The organism is Companilactobacillus kimchii DSM 13961 = JCM 10707, assembly GCF_001435445.1.
GTDB classification, from domain to species: Bacteria; Bacillota; Bacilli; order Lactobacillales; family Lactobacillaceae; genus Companilactobacillus; species Companilactobacillus kimchii.
In genome coordinates this window covers 87,293-107,573 of sequence record NZ_AZDH01000019.1, presented here as the reverse complement: position 1 = coordinate 107,573, position 20,281 = coordinate 87,293, and the positions used below count along the sequence as shown (strand labels likewise).

Genomic DNA, 20,281 nt, shown 5'->3' with positions numbered 1-20,281 from the left:
TTGAGACAATTCCATTTAAAGGAGATGCTAATTATGATGGGATTAACTGGTTGCCACTTATTCAGTGGCTTAAACTTCATGGGTGGAGGATTCCTCTTTTATGGAATCATTGCCTTATTGATCTTCGTTGCAATTGTTTACCTATTTAATAATCATCATCAAAATAGTGCCTTAGACATTTTGAATCGTGAGTATGCTCAGGGAAGAATCTCGGACGCTGACTATGCTAAACGAAAAGAGAATTTAAAAAAATAAAATAATAAAAAATAAGAACAACTCCTATTGAGAGATACTCAAGTACATAACATATGTCTCGAATACTTAATAGAAGCTGTTCTTTTAATTTAAAATCTTTATTTGGATTACATAAATACTGCAGTTTTACTCTCTAATAATTGGAACCAACGAACTAGTTGGTATTTAGTTACAATCAAATTACTTTTTTGTAGAGGACGGAATTTTTCCTTATTTCTTCCACAAGAAGTTAATTAAAATCTTATCGACTTGCTTATTTTCATGTAGTTTACTGTGAGCAGCCATCTTACCAACAATCTTCTTTTCCCGATAAGATTTAGCACGACCTGAAACTAAATATCTCAACGACTGCGAAGAAGCATTAGTTACGGCACCATCAGAATGAGTTCCATCATTCTTATCACCAAAGATATTAAGTACTCTAGTATTGGTTGGATAAACCCTTCTAAACTTCAACAATTCTTGATAAAACTGATTCATTGGCGTAGGTTTACCATTTTTATCTAAAGTAATACGACCAGGCTCATCATCCTCATCAATGATACCGTCAAAATGCCCGGCAATATCAACCACCTTATTAATTTTAGGTAATTTCTTATTACTATAATTATCCAAAATGTAATAATTAATAGCCATGTTTCCCATTGAGTGACCTACTAAATTAACCTTTTTAAATTTATAATCCTTCTGCAAAACTTCAATAACATTTTTAGCCCAGAGTCCCGCCGTATGATAATTCAACATCTTGTTATCATCATAGTTGACTTCAACAATTGGATTCTTAGCCTTCTTAGGAATAGAACCAATCATTTTAGCATAGCCATTGGGACTAACGTTGATTCTCACGATTGTTCTTGTGACTCCTGCTTCCTTAGCAACTTCAGTCATTTGGATTTCAGCCCGATAACTACTGCCATAGCCATGGAAAAAAATAGTTGGAATCGATTCTTGAACGTATTTTTTAGAATTTACCGCCTGTGCATGACAACTATATGTAAAGAAGCCAAAAACTACCAATATCATTGCCATTGCGGCCGAAAAAATAAACTTTTTCTTATTCATAATTTCTCCTCTCGCTTATACCCTTATATTGTAGCCATTCTCGCACTGGTCGCGTAAAGAAAACACTTAAACTTGATTGACACTTTTGAAATCATTAATTATGATGAATCTAATCTATTTAATATTATTTTAATTTTAGTAAGGAGATTTTTATTATGGCAAAAGCAGATCCATCAACAATTAATTGGAATGACCTCGGTTTTAATTATATGGACTTACCTTATCGATTCATCGCTCACTATAAGAACGGAGCATGGCAAGATGCTGGTTTAACTGAAGACAGTACACTTCATATTAGTGAAGCTTCTACAGTTTTACATTACGGTCAGGCGGCTTTCGAAGGAATGAAAGCTTATCGTACTCCTGATAATCATATTCAACTATTTAGACCCGATCGCAATGCTAGTCGAATGAGAGAATCATGTGAGAGATTACTGATGCCGGTCTTTCCAGAAGATAAATTTGTTGAAGCTGTAAAAGAAGTAGTTAAGGCCAACGCTAATTTTGTTCCTCCTTACGGAACTGGTGCCACACTTTATTTACGTCCTCTAATCATTGGTACTGGAGCTCAAATCGGTGTCCATGCTGCTCCGGAATACATCTTTACCATTTTTGCTATGCCAGTCGGTAATTATTTCAAGGGTGGACTTACCCCCGTTAACTTCACAACATCACAGTATGACCGTGCAGCTCACAAGGGTACTGGTCAAAGTAAAGTTGGTGGAAATTATGCTGCCAGTCTCTATCCTGGTGATGAGGCCCATAAAAATGGTTTTGCGGATTGTGTTTACCTCGATCCCATCAATCATGAAAAAATTGAAGAAGTTGGATCAGCTAACTTCTTCGGTATCACCAAAGATGATGTCTTCTTAACTCCTAAATCACCATCGATTTTACCAAGTATTACTAAATACTCTTTACTCTGGTTAGCCAAGAATCGTCTAGGACTTGGAGCAGAAGAAGGTGACGTCTACATTGATCAACTGGATAAATTCAAAGAAGCCGGCGCTTGTGGTACGGCCGCTGTCATCTCTCCTATTGGTGGCTTGGAACACAATGGTAATCTACATGTCTTCTATAGTGAAACAGAGGTTGGCCCAATTACCAAGAAACTATATGAAACCTTAACAGGAATCCAATTTGGAACTGTTGAAGCTCCTGAAGGTTGGGTTCAAATCGTAGAATAGCAAAAAAGCTGTGATTGATGAAGTCACAGCTTTTTTAATGGAATATTGTATGTTTGAGATTCTCAATATTAAAGTGCAGTATCGAAGGGTGAACTGTAACATTAATATTGGAGTAAATTAGTACACTACTGGTAATTAGGGAAAAACAGTGTTTTGATAGTACACATGTTACCTTCAACTATTATCCGAGGGTGATAATAAGTCAGAAGTTAGAACAATTATTTTGCTCTCTCGCATGTATCTATATTGTATATTTAAGCTACCAGTAAGGAATCTACAAATTTATAAAATAGTTTTTCTATTATTGAATTAAAATTCAAGCTAAATAATGGTATATTTTTTAGTTTACAGATAATTTTAAACTTTTACGATGAAAAATTAACAACATGATAGAATATTACAGAACACATAATATAGAAAGAAGGATTTTTTAATGAAAATATATTTTGCCAATGGACTCTTTGCTTTAGCTGACCGTATGTTTAACGAAGTCGTAGTTGATAAGATCAGAAAGATGGATTCCAATATTGAAGTTTATCTACCTCAAGAAAATGGTGACATCAATGACAAAATGAATTACGCCGATTCTATCAAAATTGCTCAAGAAGATAACAAAGAATTGCTATCTTCCGACTTAATCGTTGCAATTCTTGATGGTGACACAATGGATGACGGTGTGGCCTCTGAAATCGGTTTGGCATATGGTAAAGAAATTCCTATTATTGGCGTCTATACTGACCTCCGTCAACACGGTGGCGAGAATCCTGAAAAGCTTAAGGCTGTAGGTTCTATCGGTGAGAATCCTTTTGCTTATATCAACAATTACACTATTGGTTTAATCAAAATGAACGGTGTAGTTGTTAACAATATCGACAGTATGTTAAAAGAGATTCGCAAATACCTCTAATTTTTTTGCAATATTTTGATATACATTTATTTCAGTTTAGTTACATTACCTTTACAGTCCAATTATAACTAATTTACAGTTAAGTTATATTCAACATTTGTTGGTCTAGACGTTATATTATTAATTCCGTTGAGAAAATAGTACACATTAAATAAAAACAAACATAAGATTTACTCGGGGGAATTATTTTATATGAAGATCAAAAATTTTGTAGCATCAGTATTTACCGTAACTACACTTGCATTAATTGGAATCAGTACTCAAACACAAACGGTTAGTGCTGCAACAACAACAGCTAATGCTAGCGGCGTAGTTTATGTAACTAACGCTAATGGTGCCGGTATTTACACACAATCACAAAACGGTGTTACTAGAGCCGCTTCTATGCTTGGTAACAAAACAGCTTGGAGAATTGACAAGTCTATGAATGTTGATGGAGTTGTTTATTACGAAGTAGGTGCAAACGAATGGATCTCCGCTAATGATATCTCTACAGAAGCACCAGCAGTTTCTCTAAACAAAGATATGTATATCAATGTTGCTGGTGGCGTTAACCTCTATGATGGGCCCAATGGTAATTTTACAGGTAATGTAGCCACTGGACACACTATGGTTCATGTTTATGCAAGTAAAACTGATTCAACTGGTACTACATGGTATGATGTTGGCCGTAGTCAATGGATCAATGGAAAATACATGTCAACTGACAACGTTAAACAAACTCTAACAATGTCAGCTACAGCTTATGATCCCGTCGTTCTTGGTTCAAATATGGGTTACAGCGGTGTTGCTGCTAACTTATCAAAATTCCCTCGTGGAACACATTTAAGAATTACTGCTAATGGCAAGACTTACGATCGTGTAGTTAACGATACTGGTCTCTTCGCTTACAGCAATCCTAACCAACTTGATATTGCCATGCCTAACTCACAAGCATTACAATTTGGACGTCAAAATGTTACTGTTCAAGTTTTAGGTTAATTAGATAAATTTAATTTTGAGGTATCTCCTTTTTGGAGGTACTTTTTTTATTTCATAATTAATTCTTACTAAGTCGTTGCATTCTTTCGTCAAACTTAAAAACCTTCCAAGCTACCAGAACTATTCCTATCACAAAAGCTAAGATGGCATAAGGCAATGGAGCCGTTACAACAATATAAGTGGCAATACCCAAAAGAATACTAAAAAAAATATTAACTAGTTTCTTTAACATAAACTTATCCTCCCTTTTCAGCTGCTCAGAATCCTACTAAAGAGAATGATTATTCCAAAAACAAAGGCAATAATCGAACTAATAACACCACCTGTTATCCAGATATAAAAATCTAGTAGGATAAAAGCTAAAGTTAAACTTCCACGATATACTTGATCCATTAGTATCAAATCCTTTTTTCTGGTTTAAAGGTATTTTAATATTTTGAAGTTAATTGTCCAAGAAATTAGTCCACACAAAAAGCTGAATCCTTATCAATTCAGCTTTCCCAGTAATTATTTTACCAAAATGTCCATTTAGACCATAAAAAAAGAGCTCTCACTTGTGGAGAGCCCTCTAGTTAGATATAAGTGGTAAGATGAAATCTACTGCAGTTTCATCAATATTCAATGAATCTTACTACTTTTAAAACATATCTTACTATCTAAATATGTAATTCTTTTGTTCAACTAATGGATCCTAGCGAACCATGTATTGAGCTTGCGCGACTAACTAATTAGGTCGATCTTATGTTAACTTTTGTCGCTAGTTCCAAGAATGTCCTTAAACTGCACTGACTCTAACTTTCTATTTGCTCTTTACTGATCCTATCTTGTAACAGATAAAACTTTCTAAATCAAAAACTTTTAGGGCTGCAGTTACTGACACTTCATCTTTACCACATCTATAATATAACGCATTTCGTAAACGGTTACAACAAATAACTCTGATTAATTATAGACGCTCTGTCATTGAACCTTGGGGACAAAAAAAGAGTTCTCACTTATGGAGAACTCTTAAGTTAGATATGAGTGGTAAGATGAAATTTACTGCAGTTTCATCAACTTTTAAATTGAATCTATTTAAATAAATGAATCTTACTACCTGAAACATATCTTACTATAAATATATTTTGTTCAACTAATGGATCCTAGCGAACCACGTATTGAGCTTGCGCGACTACTTAAAAAGGTCGATTTTATGTTAACTTTTGTCGCTAGTTCCAAAAATGCCGTTGAACTGTATTACTCTAATTTTCCTTTGTTTTTGACTAATCCTACCATCTCCTAGAAACGATAAAACTTTCTCATTCAAAATCTTTTAGGGCTACAGTTCCTGACATTTCATCTTTACCACGTCTTTAATATAACATTTTAAGTAAGCGCTTGCAACAATTTATTTTAACTTTTTATAGAGTCGCTCATTCTCTTTAATTTCACTCAAATAGAACTTGCTATCAACCGATTTTGGATCAACAATTGTACCATCTTGATACTCAATTTGATACATTTTTTCATAATCCGTAATACTCATTTTTTGACGATTATCGAGCATTTCTAGAATACCACTTTGATCAATAACCTTATCAAAACCAGTTTGAATTTCGCCGCTATATAATTCACCAACAGCACCAGAACCGTAACTGAACAACAATAATTCTTCATTAGCCTGAGCAGCGTTAACCAAATATGACAACAATCCTAAGTAAAGTGAACCAGTATAAAGATTCCCTACCTCACGACTGAATTTGATACTGGCTTGATAATGCTCCGTTAATTCAGCATACTTTGCATCTGGAATTTTGCCTTCTAAAGTTCTTAAAGCCTTTGTACCCATCTTCGTATAAGGAATATGGAATAACAAAGTTGAGAAGTCATCAATTGTAGCTGAATATTTGTCTTGATACTTTTTCCATAAGGTATTGAAGAAGTCGACATAAACTTCATTAGAGAATTTACCACGGGCAAAAGCTGTCTTGGAGAATGTTGGACGCCAAAAATCACCTACATTACGTGTCATGTAAACCGATTTGCGAGTCAATTTCAAAACGCGTGGATTTTGACTAACAATCATTGCCACTGAACCAGCCCCCTGCGTTACTTCACCAGGAGTCTTGATACCATAACGAGCAATATCACTAGCAATAACTAATGCTTTTTTATCAGGATTTTGACTGACAAAATCAACTGCTGTTTGTAGTCCAGCTGTAGCTCCATAACAAGCCTGTTTTATTTCAAAGGAACGGATATCTTCTGGTAAATCTAATAGATCCATCAAAAAAGCTGCCGATGATTTGGACTCATCAATACTGCTTTCTGTTCCAACAATTAGTAAACCTAACGCTTGTTTATCTTCAGTGGTCAAAATACTATCAGCTGAGTTGGCGGCCATAGTTACAGCATCCTCATAAGGCTGTGGAACAGCTTGTTTGTCTTGTCCAATACCAATTGTAAATTTATTAGGATCAACATCCCTAGCCTTAGCTAATTCAACAATGTCGATATAATTCTTAGGAACGTAAACACCTATCTTATCAATACCTATATCCATTATTTACCTCTTAATTTCATTAAAATATTCTTTGCATTTTCAATTGTATAATTTTTTGTTTGATTTAGTTGTTTAGAAACTTCTTCGATTTCAAAGCCACTGGCACCAGCTGAAACAGCCAATGATTTACTCTGCAAGCCCATATGGCCAGCCTGGATTCCAGTCGTCACTAACGCCCTTAAAGCTGACAAATTATTAGCCAAACCAACTGCCGCCACGACTGACTGTAATTGTTTACTATTAGTGATTTTCATAATTGCTAAACTAAGTTGAGCCATCGGCAAAGCACTTATTGCCCCACCAACACTACCTAATTCAATCGGCATCTTCAGAGTACCTAATAATTGACCATCTTTAATCTGCCATTCACTGAAAGGTTGATATTGACCTGATTCAAAGGCAAAACTATGTGCTGCGGCCTCTTGAGCACGAAAATCATTACCCGTAGCCAGATAAACCGCATCAATACCATTCATAATGCCCTTGTTGTGAGTCACAGCTCGCTTAACTGACTGTTTAGCAAAATTGGCCAGTTTTACGATTCTAGTAGCTACTTCAGAACCGGACATAGATTTAGTCTTGAGTTGTTCAAAATCAACGGCCGCTTCAGCAGTAATGACTTGTCCCTGACCACTGTTAGACAAAATACTGCATAAAATATCGCCTGACACTAAATCAGAAATCTTGTGAGCTATCTTTTCCAAAATTGAATTGACCATATTAGCACCCATAGCATCAACTGTATCAATACCGAGTTCAATTTCAAAGAGGTCATCGTAGCGATTAAATTTCAATGAAACGATGCCACCACCGCGTTTAATGAGACTAGGATGAGCTTGTTGAGCAAATTCAAATATTTCCGAATCGTTCTTTTCCAAAGTCTCAATATCGGTCTCTGCCAGATTCTCTAAAACAATTTGACCATAAACCACTCGAGGACTAGGAAAAGTTCTGAACCCACCACTATTCTTAATACGTTTAGCAGCATTGGAAGCTGCGGCAATTACTGAAGGTTCTTCTATAACCATTGGCACAAGATAATCTTGCCCGTCGACTATAAAATCCGTAGCAAAACCATAGGGTAAGCTGAAACTGCCAATCTGATTTTCACTCAGACTATTAGCCAAATCTAAAGAGATGGTTTGACGATTCTGTAACAATTCAGCCTGTTTGGTTGTTAGGTAACCCGTTTGAACCAATAACTTAATTCTTTCTTCATTCGTCATTTCATAGATTCTCATAGTAATTTAATACCCATAGCCATACCCATACCGCCACCAATACATAATGAGGCTAAGCCTGTTTGCTTTTTTTCTTGTTGTAAAGAATTTATCAAGGTAGCAATCATACGAGCTCCTGTGGCTCCTAATGGATGTCCTAAGGCAATCGCACCTCCGTAAATATTCAAACGATTCATTGGTAAATTCAAGTCACGACTGACTGCTACTGCCTGTGAAGCAAAAGCTTCATTAACTTCATATAAATCAAAATCATTTAAACTAGTCTTATAACGATCAAAGTACTTATTTACGGCATAGTATGGAGCATATCCCATATAATTAGGATCAATCCCTACTTCCGTATATCCGGTAATTTCGGCAACTGGAGTCAATCCCAATTCGTTCGCACGACTCTGCTTCATTAGAATAACTGCTGCTGCTCCATCATTAATTGGTGAAGAATTTCCAGCTGTAACTGTACCCTGTTTGTCAAATACAGTTCTCAATTGGCCCATTTGTTCCAAAGTCGTTGTTGGACGAATTGATTGATCAGTCACTACCTCTTCGCCATCAACTTCAATTGGAATAATTTCCTTAGCTAATTTGGATTCTGCTTGATGAGCCTTTTGATGAGAATTGTAGGCAAACTCATCTTGTTGCTCACGACTGATATGGAATTTCTTAGCAACATTTTCAGCCGTTATACCCATAGGTAAATTGTTGAAGGCATCATTTAGACCATCATTGAATAATGTATCAGAAAGTTTAGGACTGACTTCCATTTTTCCGGTTCTAGGAGCATAGAAAGGTGCATTAGACATACTTTCCACCCCTCCAGCAACAACAATTTCTGCATTACCCATAGTAATTGCTGCAATACCTTCATAAATGGCCTTCATTCCAGAACCACAGACCTGATTAACCGTCATAGCTGTCGAATCTACTCGACCGCCAACATTCAAGCCAATTTGTCTGGCAGTATTTTGGCCCATTCCGGCTTGATATACATTTCCGAAAATGAATTGATCAATCTTTTTAGGGTCAATTTTATTCCTATCCAATAATTTTTGAACTAATTGTGTTCCTAATTGAACTGCTGTTAGATTAGCATATTGACCACGAAATTTACCAATAGCGGTTCTCTTTGCGTCTATAATTATAATTGGATCCATAATTTATTTCCCTTCAAACTTGATAAAATATCGGTTCTTATTGTAGCTATGATTCCGTCCTCCACAACAAGAAAATTTGGCTGGAACGCCATGGGCCGACTGGAAGCTAATGGATTTGCACTTTGTGCAAATTCATAGATCTTCAAGTTCGGCCTTTACCTAAGCAATAAATTGCTAAGGTAAATTTCATGGCTGAGCCAATTTTCTTGTTGTTCCGGACTAGTGTGTTGTTCTATCTTTCTACACTTAAATAGAATTAAAAGCTATCCAACCATCGTAATTCTAACCGATAATAATAGAAACAGAAATACAGTCGGTAGTAGAAAATCTGTGGGCCCTAAGTGGTGAAGTTCTACTTAGCTTGCGAAGCAAGGTTAGTAGAAGACCGAGCTTGGAGATCCATAATTTTTCGCGAAGTGAAAAATCATTAGCTTCAAGTCGTGTCCACCACGTTCCAGCGGCCCACAGATTTTCTACGGACGACGGCATCCTTAAACCATATCAGTTGATATCGACTACCATATAATTCCAATTTAGAACCAAAATATCCTTAAGCTTACATAATAATTTAATTGAACAATAAAAACAATTATTTAGTGGAGAATTCTTATGCGTACTATTGATTTAATCTTATTATTAAATGACTTCAAAAAGAACAATCGCATTTTTGTTGAAGATGGCGATCAAAGATTAGCCGTTGTCGATATTGAAATAATCGACGACACAGTTGTTTTGAAGACATCAACCAAACTACACGGTCTTAAAAACTGGGAATTCTTAGTTTTGCTGAATCAAAAAGACTACTATGAATTTCCAATTTTTTACCATAATAAAAACAGCCACAAACAACTCTTCGGTTTCAGAGTCGCTAATGACTGTCTATTACTTGGTTAATTATTTGCTTGATTTCTTGCTGGCAGGTTTATCTTCTGCTTGAAGTTTCTTAGCAAGATCCAAAATATATGGCTTCAATTCACCCTCAACTTCAGGATGAGTCAAACCATATTCAATATTTGTCTTAACATAGCCAAATTTGTTACCAACATCATATCTTTGACCCTTGAATTCATGAGCAAATACACGTTGGGTCTTATTCATACGATCAATTGCATCAGTCAATTGAATTTCGTTACCAGCACCTGGTTTTTGAGTTGCTAGTAAATCAAAGATTTCTGGTGTCAAAAGATAACGTCCAATAATAGCTAAATTACTTGGAGCATCTTCAGTCTTTGGCTTTTCAACGAATTTCTTAACATTGTATAGTCCAGGGGCTGTTTCGCCTTCAGGATCAATAACACCATACTTGGAAACATCTCTTTCTGGTACTCGCATAACAGCTAGAGTTGAAGCATGTGTCTTGTCATAATCGTTAATCAATTGCTTTGTCAAAGGAACCTTGTCCTTCATTAAATCGTCACCCAACATAACAACGAATGGTTCGTCACCAATAAATGAACGTGCTTGAGCAACAGCATCTCCTAAACCATTTGGATGAGCTTGACGACTGTAGTACAAGTTAACACCCAAATTAGTTGTGTCTTGAACAACTTTCAATAATTCTGTTTTGTTCTTTGCTTGAAGATTTTGTTCCAATTCTGGTACAGCATCAAAGTGGTCTTCAATGGAACGCTTATTCTTACCAGTAATGATCAAAATATCTTCGATACCTGAAGCCTTAGCTTCCTCTACGATAAATTGAATTGTTGGCTTATCAACAATTGGTAACATTTCCTTAGCTAAAGCCTTTGTTGCTGGTAAAAATCTTGTTCCTAATCCTGCTGCTGGTATAATTGCTTTTCTAACTTTCATCAATTATTCTCCTTTTCGTGCGATTTCAGATAACTAGTTAACTTACCAGTATTTCTTCTTAAAAATGGACCGCCATATGCTTCGGCAAAACCAACGTTAACGGCATTCCCAAATAAAAAGATTGTCACTGACATATTCACCCACAGTAAAAACACAATAATGGCACCAATCGCACCGTAATTGTCCCAAGCTGATCCAAAATACTTCAGATAGTAAGAAAACAGTTGCGATAGTCCTAGTAAACCAATACTAGTAATGATTGAACCGGTTATTACGTAATAAACCTTAAGATGAATATTAGGCAAAAAATAATACAAAGCAAAAACGATCATCAATATTATAACAATAGCAAAGGGCCATTTCCAACGCATAAAGACATCTAAAAGTGTTGACTTTATACGTAGCAATGGAACTAGCCAATTTAAAAATATTTGTCCAAATGTAAACGTTACAATTGCTATCACACCAATCATCAATAACATTAAGGTCATTAAAAAGGCTAAAGTCCGGCGAATAACATAATTTACAAAAGTTTGTTCAGCAAACAAATTGTTAATATCTAGTCCGTACCCTTCATTCATCGTCATCTGAGCAATATTCAATCCACGTGAAATTGCCCATAAAGATACGATAATACCTACTGACAAGACACCTTTGTTGGAATTAGACAAAACTTTTACTATCGTTGGTAAAAAATAATGATGCAAATCATCAGGCAAAATAAACTCAATATAACTAATAACTGTCGGTTTATCCAAATGTAATAATGGGATTAAATTTCCCACAACAATTACCGCTGGAAACAACGACAACAAAATATAATATGTGATTGCTTTGGAAGCCATGGGGACATTAGAATCACTCATTGCTTGAGTAACATATTTAACAAAGCCAAATAACTTCTGCTTTTTAGTTATCGATTGCCTAAACAGTGGTATTTGTTGCTTTTCTTCTTCCATTATTTATCCTCACTATTTTAAAGTAAGTATTTAGCATCATATTCGGGATCTTGAGATGTCAAGATCTTAGGACCATCTTTGGTAATGGCAATAGTATGCTCATATTGTGCTGAATCAGTTCCATCGGCAGAAACAAAGTATTCCCAACCATCAGCCTTAACAAACTTATCTTTGATTTCCCATGTTCCCAGGTTAACCATTGGTTCAATAGTAATTGTCATTCCCTCACGTAAACGCAAACCTTGTCCTGGTTCACCGTAATGAGGAACGTTTGGAGCTTCATGCATTGTTGGTTGAATACCATGCCCAATCAAGTCACGAACGTCTCCCATATGATTTTCATCTTCAACATAATGTTGAATGGCGTAACCAATATCACCAAGACGATTGCCAACTACAGCTTGGTCAATTCCTAAATATAGAGCCTTGTGAGTTACATCCATTAATTTTTGGTCTTCGGCTGACAAATCCCCAACCGCATAAGTCCAGCAAGAATCACTCTCATAACCGTTTAAGTTAACAGTCATATCCACTTTTAGAACATCACCGCTCTTTAAAATAAGATTCTTACGGGGAATACCGTGGGCGACTTCATCATTAACGCAGACACAAGTCGCATACTTGTAACCCTCGAAGCCTTTTTCTGATGGACGACCACCGTGTGAAACGATATAGTCGTTAGCAAAATTTTCAATTTCCATTGAAGAAATTCCTGGTTTAATAATGTCACGTAAACCAATATGCGTATTAGCAAGCAATTCTCCAGACTTTCTCATTCCTTCGATTTCTCTTGCAGATTTTAATGTAATCACTTTATAACATGTCCCTTCAAAAATATGTTAGTTTCATTATAACATTAGAGGGTTTCGGAATTAGATAGCCCATGATATTAATTTTTGCTATAATATCTAAAGATTAAATAATGAGGCGACAATTATGACAAAAGTAAAAATTGTTTTTGCTAGCATTACTGGTAACGATGAAGATATCGCTTATGTTCTAACCGAAAAATTTGAGGATTTAGGTTGCGATGTTGATATGAGCGAAGTTTCTCAAACAGATGTAGCTGACTTTGAAGATTCTGACATCTGTGTTATTGCTAGTTACACTTATGATCAAGGTGTCGTGCCGGATGAAGCATTGGACTTCTATGATGACATGCAAGATCTTGACTTAAATGGAAAAGTATATGGTGTCTGCGGTTCAGGTGACACTTTCTATGAAGATTTCTGCCGAGCTGTAGAAGAATTCGATAAAGTCTTCCAACAAACTGGAGCTACTCGTGGAGCCGATACCGTCAAAGTTGAATTAGGGCCAGAGCAGGAAGACATCGATAACCTCGACAATTTTGCTGAACAAATCTTTAAAAAGGCACAAGAAATGGATCTTTAAAAATGAACTTTTTAAAAAAATATCGTAATTTTGGAGTTTACTGCTTCTTTGGATTTTTAGCATCATTATTGAATATCGGAATCTTTGACTTATCACATAACTATTTCCATATTACTTTATGGATTGCTAATACTATTGCTTGGTTTGTCTCCAATTTCTTTTCATTCTTTGTAACGAAATTATATGTTTTCAAATCCGAAATGGAAAACCTGAAAAAACTATTTAAGGAAGGAATGTTCTTTCTTGTTTCGCGTATCTTCTCACTGATTTTTGATGATATTTTCATGATCGTGGCTGTTTTCATTTTTCCTTGGAATAACTTGATTATCAAAGCTATCGATCAATTGATTGTTGGGTTGTTTAATTACTTCTCATCGAAACTAATTTTCAATTATCAAAATCGTCATTTGATCGATCGTATTAAAAATTTAAAAGCGCGTCGAAAGAGTCGAAATGAAATTTAATTCGATTCTTTTTTGTTTGTTTGATTAAAAATTCCGTCTTCCGCAAAAGTTAAAAATAAGTAAAAAAAGTGTTCATATCAATCTCGTTCTATTACGAGTTACTGATATGAACACTTTTTTACTAAAATACGTTTTAAAACAAAATTTGAGAATCTAGGCACATCCTCGCCTTTTATTTAAATTCGTCTGGTTTTTCTGTTGTTTGTTTAAAGTAATAACTCATCGCACCCAAAATACGCTCGGAAGCTTTACCATCACCATATGGGTTCTTAGCATTTGCCATACGATCATATTCAGCATTGTCAGTAATCAAACGTGTCATTTCTCTTTCAACTACTTCGGCGTCTGTACCGACTAATTTCAAAGTTCCAGCTTTTACACCTTCAGGACGTTCTGTTGTATCACGTAAAACTAGAACTGGTTTCCCTAATGATGGGGCTTCTTCTTGAACACCACCGGAATCTGTCATAATAAAGTAACTTCTTGATGCTAAATTATGGAAGTCTACTACGTCTAATGGTTCGATCAAATGAATTCTATCCACTCCACCTAGAATTTCTTTAGCAGTTTGTTGAACAACTGGGTTCAAATGTACTGGATAAACCAATTCAATGTCATCATGTTTAGCAACAACCTTACGCATTGCCCTGAAGACTTCTTTCATAGGTTCACCCTGGTTTTCACGACGATGCATTGTGATTAAAATCATTTTCTTATCTGGATCAATTACATCCAAGATATCATGATGGTAATCTTTATGAACTGTACTCTTCAGAGCATCGATAGCTGTATTACCAGTTACAAAGATATTTTCACCATGATGATTTTCCTTCAATAAATTAGCCTTACTTTCGTCAGTTGGAGCAAAGTACAGGTCAGTTAAATCATCAGTCATTTGACGATTCATTTCTTCTGGCCATGGTGAATATTTGTTCCAAGTTCTCAAACCGGCTTCAACGTGTCCGATACGTGTTTGATGATAAAAAGCTGACAAGGCGGCACTAAATGTTGTTGTAGTGTCACCATGAACTAGCACAATATCAGGCTTTTCTTTTTCAATGATGCTGTCTAATTCCTTCAAAACTAAACCAGTGATACCACTAAGAGTTTGACGTTCCTTCATGATATTCAAGTCATAATCAGGCTTGATTTTAAAAATTTCAAGCACTGAGTCCAACATTTCACGATGTTGAGCTGTGACTACTGTTACAGTATCGAAACGATCACTATTTTCCTTTAATTTTAGAACTAAGGGTGCCATTTTAATTGCTTCGGGTCTGGTACCAAAGACCGTCATAACTTTAATTTTATCCAAAATTATCACCTCAATAAATTACCTACAGTATACCAAAGATGACTTTATTAATATAGGTAGATATACTTGTTTGATAAGATGTCGTTTTCTGAAAGTTTTGCGTATAATATAGGTATTATGATTAATATTCCAATACTAATGGTTCTCAGTATCTTAACAACTTTAATTGCCTTCTTCGTCGTCATGGCAATTTATAATACTCTCATCAAATCCACCAGTAAAAAATATTGGTGGTTCATTTTAATCGGCCTAGCAATCCTTTATATGATAGCGTTTTACATCTATTTTCACATTCATTAGTGGGTTTACAGAAATAGTTTGTTAAAAAAAGTATTAATTTCTACCATTTTGAGTTAGAATTATCAATGTATTCGAAAATGAATTTTATGGAGGTTTATCGATGGTTTTAACAAACGGTAACGAAATTTTCAATAACGCCCGTAAAGGCAAGTATGCTGTTGGTGCTTTTAACATCAACGACTTGGAATGGACACGCTCAATTTTGGCTGCTGCCCAAGAAACACAAACACCTATCTTGGTTCAAACATCAATGGGTGCTGCTAAGTACATGGGTGGTTATGAACTATGTCTACACCTTGTACAAGACACAATCAAGTCAATGGGTATCACAGTTCCAGTTGTAATGCACTTGGATCATGGTAACTACGAAGCTGCTAAGGAATGTATCGAAGTTGGATATAACTCAGTTATGTTCGATGGTCATGACTTACCATTCGCAGAAAACCTTGAAAAGACTAAGGAAATTGTTAAATTAGCTCATGCTAAGGGAATTTCTGTTGAAGCTGAAGTTGGTTCAATCGGTGGTACTGAAGATGGTATCGTTGGTTTAGGTGAATTAGCTGATGTTGAAGAAGCTAAGACTCTTGACGCAACTGGTGTTGACTACCTAGCTGTTGGTATTGGTAACATTCATGGTGTTTACCCTTCAAACTGGAAAGGCCTAAGCTTTGACCGTCTTAAGGAATTAGCTGACGTTATCAAGACACCACTTGTTCTTCATGGTGGTTCAGGTATTCCTAAGGAACAAATCATCAAGGCTGTTTCAATGGGTATCTCAAAGGTTAACGTTAATACTGAATTACAACTTTCATTCGCTAAAGCAACACGTGAATACATCGAAGCTAAGAAAGACTTAGATGTTGATGCTAAGGGTTATGACCCACGTAAATTGCTTGCACCTGGTGCTAAAGCTATTACTGATACAACTATCGAACGTATCAAGTGGTTCGGTACACCTTCAATCAAATAATTATTTGATAAATAAAAAACAGAGACTTTGGTCCCTGTTTTTTTTGTTCTAAAATACAACAAAAAATACCCTATTAGAGATTCCATACATTAAGGACAACTCTAATGGGGCATTTTTGCATAATTATCAGTCTTGTTTATAATAAGAAACTTTAATCAAATCCAATATCAAAAACATAACAAAGCAAATCAAGAAAACCGCCAACACATTTAATATAGCGGTATGTAACCATAATATACTTATCAAACTGGAGAGAACCAGATTAATAAATATAACAATTCCTACCGGTTTACTTGGTTTAATCGACCAGAAATGATCTCTTGTTCTTGTTGAAAGAATCATTCCCATAGCAGAATAAATCAGGTAAACAAACAATATTCCACTAATTTGAGCATGTGTGAAACTAGTAAATTTAACACTATACCACAACATTAAGAATCCTAGTACTAACCAGCCAACCGTATAGATGGCTGAAATTTTGGTTAAGTTCTTCAAATTCCACGCTTCTGGTAAATGATTGATTTTTACTCGATCAGTTCCCAACGTTAAAGTAACACAGTCGTTGAAAATAACTATAAAAACAATGATGTTCAACGATACCGGGAAAAAGTTAGTGAACAAATAACCGATTGTTAATAAAAGTGCCAATTGTGCCGTTCTCGCTAACTTAGTGATCAACCAAGTCATCATTCTTTGATAAACTCGATGACCGGCATCAACTAATTCTGTAATACCTTTCAACGAAGGTTCCGTCAAAATTATTCTTGCTGCCAATTTAGAAATATCCGTGGCAGTATCAATAGCAATTCCGACATCAGCTTTCTTCAAAGCGGGTGCATCATTAACACCATCACCCGTCATACCTACAACGTAGCCCTTATTCTGTAAAGATTTGACAATTTTAAATTTATCTTCTGGATAAACATTGGCAAATCCACCAAATGATAAAGGATCGGACAAGGCTTCAGCGACAGTTCCAATATGATTATTTAACCCAACCTTTTCAGCAATAGCTTTAGCAGTTGATACTGTATCACCTGTCAACATTAAAACGGTAATACCTTGTTTCTTTAACGCTGCAATTGTTTCCGGCATATCAGATTTAATTTGATCCTTGAAGGTTATCAAGCCAATGGCCTCTTGATTAATAGCTAAAACCATTACTTGTAATCCCTGCCGTGATAGTTCATCAATTTTAGATTTTACTCGATCTTCTAAATTACTTCTTACAGGTGATCCCAAAAATATTTCATCACCATTATTAAGAATGGCTTTGGCGCCCTTCAATTTCGGATCAAAAGAAATTTGTTTCTTTACCTCAATTGAGGTTACCTTATTCAATTTAGCCTTTTGTAGAATTGCTAAATCAAGTGGACTGACACTACTAGGCTTAACAGTTGCTAATGCATATTTGAACAATTGTATTTTATCCAATCCATTCAAACTTATGATTTCATCGACCTCTGGTCTATTTTGAGTAATCGTTCCGGTCTTATCCATTAACAAAATATTCATCGAACCAGCTTCTTGAATACCAGTTAATCCACTAACCAAGATGCCTTTTTTCGACAAATTTCCTGCTTCTAAAGAGTTAGCCACGGCAAAACTTGATGGCATTGAAATTGGAATTGTAGCCACAAATAGAATTACTAAAAATGGCAACAACGTAAGAAATGGTGTGTGTCTGATCAAAGCCGCAATGGTTAGAATAACTGCCAGGACAACATCTAAGTAAGCTAAATATTTAACAACTGTAAAAAGCAAATTTTCCAGTCTACCTGGAGCTTCGTTCGTTCTAACCAATTCAGTAGTTTTTCCCAGACTACTATGGACACCAGTTTTCTCAACTAATACATCTGCAGTGCCCTCAATAACTGTTGAACCGGAATATAGCTCATCGGCCTCCGCTTTAGTAACAGCTTTTGTCTCACCGGTAATAACTGATTGGTTAACCAGAATAACCCCTTTGATTATTTTACAATCGGATGGAATAACTGATCCAACAGATAAATGAATCAGATCACCAGGAACCAATTCGCGACTCGATAATTTTTGCCATTTATTGTCACGCAAAACACTCGTGTAAGCAATCAATTTAGTGTTCAATTCACCAATCGATTTCGAAGCTCGATTCTCCTGAATGGCTCCATCAATTGCTGAAAATAATAACAAAGCAAAGATGAATCCAACTTGAATAAAGTTACCCAAGATCAGTTCAATTACTAATGCTAATTCAATTACATAAGGAATCGGACCAACCAAACGTTTTAAAATCAAACTGATAAAAGACTTTTGAATCTTTGGTGTCTCATTATATCCATACTTTTGTCTGAGTTCCGCAACCTCTGGTGTGGTAAGTCCATATTTTTCTTTCATGATTTACTAATTAGTCAAAGTCAACATCATTAGGGAAATGAGCTAGATTAGATTCTTTGCCTAATTCTTCCTCAATTCTTAATAATTGATTGTATTTAGCTAAACGCTCACCACGAGCTGGAGCACCTGACTTCAATTGTTCAGCATGCATTGCAACTGTAAAATCAGCCAAGAATGAATCTTCAGTTTCGCCGGAACGATGTGACATCATTGTTGTATAGCCGTTCTTTCTAGCAACACGGATAGCTTCCATAGTTTCAGATACCGTACCAATTTGATTCAACTTGATCAAGAAGCTATTGGCCATACCCTTCTTGATGGCTTTTCTGAATAGTGCAGGATTTGTACATACATTATCATCAGTAATGATTTGAACGCGATTGCCGTTCTTTTGAGTAAATTTAGCAAAGTTATCCCAGTCATTTTCACCAAATGGATCTTCCATTGATACAATTGCTGGATATTTATCTAATAGGCCTTCATAGTATGTACCCATTTCTTCAGCACTACGTTTCTTACCTTCAAATAAGTATGAACCATCATCTTGGGCAAAACTTGAAGCAGCAGCATCAAAGGCAATGCCGATTTCTTCACCAGGAACATAACCAGCATCTTTAATAGCACGATTTAATTCATCAATAGCAGCTTCACTTGATGGAAGATCAGGAGCAAATCCACCCTCATCACCTAAGCCTGTTTGATAACCCTCTTTTTCAAGATTCTTCTTTAGTTGATGGTAAACATTGACGATCTTTTCAAAACCATCACGGAATGTTGTACGCTTGATAGGTGTAATCAAGAACTCTTGCATATCAATTCCATTATCAGCGTGTTCACCACCATTAATAACATTGTGGAATGTTTGTGGCAATTCTAGATCGACACCACCGAGATAACGATAGACAGGAATTCCTTCTGCATTAGCTGCAGCACGAACAGTTGCAATCGAAACACCCAAAATGGCATTAGCACCTAATTTAGCTTTATTAGGAGTGCCATCAAGATCAATCATCATTTGATCGATATGAGCTTGATTGAAAGGATCAGCACCCTTTAATTTATCATTGATCAAAGTATTAACATTGTTGACAGCCTTCAGGACACCTTTACCACCTAATCTGTCACCACCATCACGTAATTCAACTGCTTCATTATCACCAGTTGATTTACCTGACGGAACACTAGCACGACCCAAAACGCCATTTGAAAGAATAACATCTGCTTCAACTGTTGGATTACCACGTGAATCAAATACTTCTCTAGCTTTAACATTCTCAATTGTTACTTTTGTCATAATAAATACTCCCTTTCTTAATCATAAAAAAAGACGACTACTCCACATTAAAAGACCCTCAATAATTTTCCTCAAT

At 35.7% G+C, this 20,281-nt stretch carries 20 protein-coding genes; 8 read left to right on the top strand and 12 right to left on the bottom strand.

The genetic code is table 11. The features are described from left to right. The first annotated feature begins 33 nt into the window (after window positions 1-33). Entirely contained in the window at window positions 34-255 is a 222-nt protein-coding gene (locus tag FC97_RS10060; RefSeq protein ID WP_054643203.1) for an SHOCT domain-containing protein, read from the top strand. Window positions 256-465: 210 nt separating this feature from the next. Here the strand turns inward: FC97_RS10060 and FC97_RS10055 are convergent, their stop codons facing one another. Next, a complete protein-coding gene (locus FC97_RS10055; protein WP_056968179.1) occupies window positions 466-1,317 on the bottom strand; it encodes an alpha/beta hydrolase in 852 nt (283 codons plus the stop codon). A gap of 155 nt (window positions 1,318-1,472) precedes the next feature. On the opposite strand from FC97_RS10055, the gene FC97_RS10050 reads away from it, so the two are divergent. The 3 genes from FC97_RS10050 (at window position 1,473) to FC97_RS10040 (ending at window position 4,392) form a co-directional block, all read left to right on the top strand. Further along, window positions 1,473-2,504 carry a branched-chain amino acid aminotransferase gene (locus FC97_RS10050; protein WP_056968177.1) on the top strand — a complete coding sequence of 344 codons (1,032 nt, stop codon included), beginning with the start codon at window positions 1,473-1,475 and terminating at the stop codon, window positions 2,502-2,504. A gap of 433 nt (window positions 2,505-2,937) precedes the next feature. Then, a complete protein-coding gene (locus FC97_RS10045; protein ID WP_054643201.1) occupies window positions 2,938-3,411 on the top strand; it encodes a nucleoside 2-deoxyribosyltransferase in 474 nt (157 codons plus the stop codon). 192 nt (window positions 3,412-3,603) lie between these two features. Then, window positions 3,604-4,392 carry an RlpA-like double-psi beta-barrel domain-containing protein gene (locus FC97_RS10040; protein WP_056968175.1) on the top strand — a complete coding sequence of 263 codons (789 nt, stop codon included), beginning with the start codon at window positions 3,604-3,606 and terminating at the stop codon, window positions 4,390-4,392. A gap of 58 nt (window positions 4,393-4,450) precedes the next feature. Here the strand turns inward: FC97_RS10040 and FC97_RS13425 are convergent, their stop codons facing one another. From FC97_RS13425 to FC97_RS10025, 5 genes are all read right to left on the bottom strand, one after another. Next, window positions 4,451-4,624, bottom strand: coding sequence for a hypothetical protein (locus tag FC97_RS13425; RefSeq protein ID WP_156314093.1), 174 nt, complete (start codon window positions 4,622-4,624; stop codon window positions 4,451-4,453). Between the two features lie 17 nt (window positions 4,625-4,641). After that, window positions 4,642-4,785 (bottom strand): hypothetical protein, encoded by a 144-nt coding sequence (locus tag FC97_RS13580; RefSeq protein ID WP_156314092.1) that lies wholly within the window; start codon window positions 4,783-4,785, stop codon window positions 4,642-4,644. A 994-nt stretch (window positions 4,786-5,779) separates the two neighbouring features. Further along, window positions 5,780-6,934, bottom strand: a complete 1,155-nt coding sequence (locus FC97_RS10035) for a hydroxymethylglutaryl-CoA synthase (RefSeq protein WP_054643200.1) — start codon at window positions 6,932-6,934, stop codon at window positions 5,780-5,782. Then, window positions 6,934-8,160: a hydroxymethylglutaryl-CoA reductase, degradative gene (locus tag FC97_RS10030; protein ID WP_225868749.1), complete on the bottom strand. Its 1,227-nt coding sequence runs from the start codon at window positions 8,158-8,160 to the stop codon at window positions 6,934-6,936. The genes FC97_RS10035 and FC97_RS10030 overlap by 1 nt, the downstream gene beginning before the upstream one ends. A gap of 11 nt (window positions 8,161-8,171) precedes the next feature. Beyond that, the gene (locus FC97_RS10025) at window positions 8,172-9,326 is read right to left on the bottom strand and encodes a thiolase family protein (RefSeq protein WP_054643198.1); all 1,155 of its coding nucleotides are present in this window, start codon (window positions 9,324-9,326) and stop codon (window positions 8,172-8,174) included. A 609-nt stretch (window positions 9,327-9,935) separates the two neighbouring features. Here FC97_RS10025 and FC97_RS10020 point away from each other — a divergent pair. After that, window positions 9,936-10,220 (top strand): hypothetical protein, encoded by a 285-nt coding sequence (locus FC97_RS10020; RefSeq protein ID WP_054643197.1) that lies wholly within the window; start codon window positions 9,936-9,938, stop codon window positions 10,218-10,220. Here the strand turns inward: FC97_RS10020 and galU are convergent, their stop codons facing one another. Genes galU through map form a run of 3 tightly spaced genes read right to left on the bottom strand, consistent with a single transcriptional unit; the run spans window position 10,221 to window position 12,906 of the window. Then, window positions 10,221-11,135: a UTP--glucose-1-phosphate uridylyltransferase GalU gene (galU, locus tag FC97_RS10015; protein WP_054643196.1), complete on the bottom strand. Its 915-nt coding sequence runs from the start codon at window positions 11,133-11,135 to the stop codon at window positions 10,221-10,223. After that, the gene (locus FC97_RS10010; RefSeq protein WP_225868748.1) at window positions 11,135-12,094 is read right to left on the bottom strand and encodes a YihY/virulence factor BrkB family protein; all 960 of its coding nucleotides are present in this window, start codon (window positions 12,092-12,094) and stop codon (window positions 11,135-11,137) included. The genes galU and FC97_RS10010 overlap by 1 nt, the downstream gene beginning before the upstream one ends. A gap of 17 nt (window positions 12,095-12,111) precedes the next feature. Continuing rightward, a complete protein-coding gene (gene map / locus FC97_RS10005) occupies window positions 12,112-12,906 on the bottom strand; it encodes a type I methionyl aminopeptidase (protein WP_025084677.1) in 795 nt (264 codons plus the stop codon). 124 nt (window positions 12,907-13,030) lie between these two features. Between map and FC97_RS10000 the strand changes: the two genes are divergently transcribed. Next, window positions 13,031-13,486, top strand: a complete 456-nt coding sequence (locus tag FC97_RS10000; protein WP_054643194.1) for a flavodoxin — start codon at window positions 13,031-13,033, stop codon at window positions 13,484-13,486. Window positions 13,487-13,488: 2 nt separating this feature from the next. Continuing rightward, entirely contained in the window at window positions 13,489-13,950 is a 462-nt protein-coding gene (locus FC97_RS09995) for a GtrA family protein (protein WP_054643193.1), read from the top strand. 172 nt (window positions 13,951-14,122) lie between these two features. Here the strand turns inward: FC97_RS09995 and wecB are convergent, their stop codons facing one another. Beyond that, entirely contained in the window at window positions 14,123-15,265 is a 1,143-nt protein-coding gene (gene wecB, locus FC97_RS09990; protein ID WP_087882348.1) for a non-hydrolyzing UDP-N-acetylglucosamine 2-epimerase, read from the bottom strand. A 400-nt stretch (window positions 15,266-15,665) separates the two neighbouring features. Here wecB and fba point away from each other — a divergent pair, with 400 nt between their 5' ends. Next, window positions 15,666-16,535: a class II fructose-1,6-bisphosphate aldolase gene (gene fba / locus FC97_RS09985; protein WP_054643192.1), complete on the top strand. Its 870-nt coding sequence runs from the start codon at window positions 15,666-15,668 to the stop codon at window positions 16,533-16,535. A gap of 126 nt (window positions 16,536-16,661) precedes the next feature. On the opposite strand, the gene FC97_RS09980 is transcribed toward fba, so the two are convergent. Both FC97_RS09980 and eno read right to left on the bottom strand, forming a co-directional pair. Further along, window positions 16,662-18,911 (bottom strand): HAD-IC family P-type ATPase, encoded by a 2,250-nt coding sequence (locus tag FC97_RS09980; protein ID WP_054643191.1) that lies wholly within the window; start codon window positions 18,909-18,911, stop codon window positions 16,662-16,664. A 10-nt stretch (window positions 18,912-18,921) separates the two neighbouring features. Further along, window positions 18,922-20,205: a phosphopyruvate hydratase gene (gene eno / locus FC97_RS09975; RefSeq protein ID WP_054643190.1), complete on the bottom strand. Its 1,284-nt coding sequence runs from the start codon at window positions 20,203-20,205 to the stop codon at window positions 18,922-18,924. Window positions 20,206-20,281: the final 76 nt, after the last annotated feature.

What these genes read in the sequence shown, in the direction of transcription:
- FC97_RS10000 (WP_054643194.1), top strand. Translation starts at nt 13,031, where the DNA reads ATGACAAAAGTAAAAATTGTTTTTGCTAGCATTACTGGTAACGATGAA.
- FC97_RS10010 (WP_225868748.1), bottom strand. Translation starts at nt 12,094, where the DNA reads ATGGAAGAAGAAAAGCAACAAATACCACTGTTTAGGCAATCGATAACT.
- FC97_RS10030 (WP_225868749.1), bottom strand. Translation starts at nt 8,160, where the DNA reads ATGACGAATGAAGAAAGAATTAAGTTATTGGTTCAAACGGGTTACCTA.
- FC97_RS13425 (WP_156314093.1), bottom strand. Translation starts at nt 4,624, where the DNA reads ATGTTAAAGAAACTAGTTAATATTTTTTTTAGTATTCTTTTGGGTATT.
- FC97_RS10055 (WP_056968179.1), bottom strand. Translation starts at nt 1,317, where the DNA reads ATGAATAAGAAAAAGTTTATTTTTTCGGCCGCAATGGCAATGATATTG.
- FC97_RS10060 (WP_054643203.1), top strand. Translation starts at nt 34, where the DNA reads ATGATGGGATTAACTGGTTGCCACTTATTCAGTGGCTTAAACTTCATG.
- galU (WP_054643196.1), bottom strand. Translation starts at nt 11,135, where the DNA reads ATGAAAGTTAGAAAAGCAATTATACCAGCAGCAGGATTAGGAACAAGA.
- FC97_RS09980 (WP_054643191.1), bottom strand. Translation starts at nt 18,911, where the DNA reads ATGAAAGAAAAATATGGACTTACCACACCAGAGGTTGCGGAACTCAGA.
- FC97_RS13580 (WP_156314092.1), bottom strand. Translation starts at nt 4,785, where the DNA reads ATGGATCAAGTATATCGTGGAAGTTTAACTTTAGCTTTTATCCTACTA.
- FC97_RS10045 (WP_054643201.1), top strand. Translation starts at nt 2,938, where the DNA reads ATGAAAATATATTTTGCCAATGGACTCTTTGCTTTAGCTGACCGTATG.
- FC97_RS09995 (WP_054643193.1), top strand. Translation starts at nt 13,489, where the DNA reads ATGAACTTTTTAAAAAAATATCGTAATTTTGGAGTTTACTGCTTCTTT.
- FC97_RS10020 (WP_054643197.1), top strand. Translation starts at nt 9,936, where the DNA reads ATGCGTACTATTGATTTAATCTTATTATTAAATGACTTCAAAAAGAAC.
- FC97_RS10050 (WP_056968177.1), top strand. Translation starts at nt 1,473, where the DNA reads ATGGCAAAAGCAGATCCATCAACAATTAATTGGAATGACCTCGGTTTT.
- eno (WP_054643190.1), bottom strand. Translation starts at nt 20,205, where the DNA reads ATGACAAAAGTAACAATTGAGAATGTTAAAGCTAGAGAAGTATTTGAT.
- FC97_RS10040 (WP_056968175.1), top strand. Translation starts at nt 3,604, where the DNA reads ATGAAGATCAAAAATTTTGTAGCATCAGTATTTACCGTAACTACACTT.
- FC97_RS10035 (WP_054643200.1), bottom strand. Translation starts at nt 6,934, where the DNA reads ATGGATATAGGTATTGATAAGATAGGTGTTTACGTTCCTAAGAATTAT.
- FC97_RS10025 (WP_054643198.1), bottom strand. Translation starts at nt 9,326, where the DNA reads ATGGATCCAATTATAATTATAGACGCAAAGAGAACCGCTATTGGTAAA.
- fba (WP_054643192.1), top strand. Translation starts at nt 15,666, where the DNA reads ATGGTTTTAACAAACGGTAACGAAATTTTCAATAACGCCCGTAAAGGC.